At 51.0% G+C, this 2,302-nt stretch carries 1 protein-coding gene; it reads left to right on the top strand.

The genetic code is table 11. The features are described from left to right. Positions 1–513 precede the first annotated feature (513 nt). The coding region (locus C5S62_RS04935; protein WP_145958215.1) for a hypothetical protein at positions 514–2,302 on the top strand (1,789 nt) is incomplete at its 3' end.

Here is a 2,302-nt window from a genome sequence, read left to right as displayed (position 1 = left end):
TGGCTCGGTCGCCTTTTCCGGCTTCCACTCAATGTCGTTTAGTCACGCTGCAAAGGGGTTCCGTCCGGTTTGTCTCTGCACGGCAGGCGTGTCAAATCAATCGTGAGGAAATAGCGGAGAAACTTATTTTCACTTTTATAAATAAAAAAAGTGTTTTTCACGCGCAAAAGATGTATCTTTGCACCCGAAGCAAAGGCAGAACGGGTCAGCCAATGTGATGTCCGGCTTTGGGAAACAAACCGCGTTGGTTGTTTCCGCTGTCTTGGTGTCTATTATAGGAAATGGGAAAACGGCAGAAGCGTGCGAAATAAATTCGGACGCATGTAATCTTTTAAAAAACAGTCTTGCAATGACACGACAAACGGCCAACCGCCGTCTGCCGCTGTGTGTGTCGTTGTGAAAGTTCCGGCAAGGTTTATAATCGGTCCTGCCTTGAAAGGCCCCGGGACGTTGCCGGCCGGCAATATCAGTGCAGAAATTTATATAACCATTCTATAGCTAATATTTATGCGAATGCAAAAAATCACCAAACATCTGGCTGCGGGCTTACTGCTCGCAGGCGTGACAATTCCCCTGGCGTCGTGTGTGGACGACAGTTACGACATGAGCAAAGACATCGACATGACGATGGGAATCGGCTCCGAGGGGCTGAAAATCAAACTTGGCTCGACCGAGAAAATCATGTTGGCCGACATCCTCGAAACAGACGGCAACCTACAGACTGACAGCAAGAATAAATACTATCTTGTTGAGGGAGGCGAAACCAGCGTGAACTTCACCGTCAGTACGGTAAACGCCATGCTCGACAACGCCACGCTCTGCCCGTCATACGAAGTGCTGAAATATGACGATATCGTGCCTGAAGAACTTAAGGGACAGCCCTTTGAGGTAGAGGCCGGAAGAGTGTTCGACCTTGATGCACCCATATCGGCCGAAACGGAGTTTGACTTCGACATCGACAACATTCACGAAGACGTGAAGTGGCTGAAAGTGATCAGGCCGACAGCCGAAACCAGCCAGCTCAAGTTCTTCCTCGAAATAGAGCAGTCGGCCATGGACGGCATCGCCTTTGACAACGTGGAAGGCCTCACAATCGTGTTCCCCGAGTTCATCCACCTGACCAACCCGAAGAACGGACGGCTTGAGAACAACGGAAAAACATTCGTGCTCGACAACATCAGCAACTCCGGAGAAACCGCGATAGAACTCGGCGAAGCTACCCTGGACAACATTACCTTCAAAGGCGAAACCGGAAAGACTGACAACGGCAAGCTGGCCATAGAAGACAAAATTTCCATGAACGGAAAAATCAGCTTCAAAACCATGAACGCCATCACGATGACCCAAGGCAGCGCAGTGAACATCAAACTGACGGTGTCGATAGGCAACCGCATCGACCAGCAAAGCCAGATATGCATTGCCAACGTGACGGGCCGCTTTGACCCCACCATTGAGCCTGAAGTGGAAAAAATCGACATATCCTCCTCGCTTCCCGACTTTCTGCAGGATGACGAAGTGACGGTCAACGTGTCAAACCCCACCATGAAGTTCTGTGCCGACATGACCCAGACGCCTCTGTCGCTCGACTTCAAGGCAACGCTCAACGCCATCAAGGGCGGAGAAAAACTGGCGGAAGTCAGTCTTCCAGGACTGGGAGAAGGCAAGGCCGGCATAGAGTCTCTGAAGGAGAATACCTTCTATTTCTATCAGAAAGGCCAGCCCTACGATCCCGAAGGCATAGCTGAAAACGCCGCCACCTACCGCGTGGAGAATATCAGCGACCTTATCAAAAAACTTCCCGACTACATTGACGTGGACCTGAAAGGCAAACAGATAAACGTTAAGGATGAGGACTACACCATTGAGCTGGGACGTGATTATGCCGCCAATATCAAATACAACGTCTATGTGCCTTTCGACTTCAACGCCGGGCTCCGGATCATTTACAACGATTCGGTGGACAACATGAACGAAGACCTTCAGGACTTCGAGGCCGACGGACTGGCGGTAACGGCCACCGTACACAACACCATACCCCTCGAACTGATGGCCACACTCGTGCCCATAGGCGTTGACGGGAAGGAACTCACCGGAGTATCCGTGTCGAAAGCCACAGTGGCCAGCGCCAAGGCCGAAGCCGGAAAGAGCATGGAAGAAAACGCCGTTGACTCCGAACTGAAAATAGAAATAAAATTCAACAATCCGGCCGACCTCAAGAAACTCGACCGCCTGCGCTTCAACATCAACGCCGAAGCCATCAACGCCGAAGGCGGCACCCTCTATTCCGATCAATATCTCAAGG

The sequence above is a fragment of the Prevotella sp. MGM2 genome (assembly GCF_002933955.1).
Lineage (GTDB): Bacteria > Bacteroidota > Bacteroidia > Bacteroidales > Bacteroidaceae > Alloprevotella.
The sequence above is the reverse complement of the archived record's forward strand: the minus strand, read 5'-3'. Positions and strand labels throughout refer to the sequence as shown.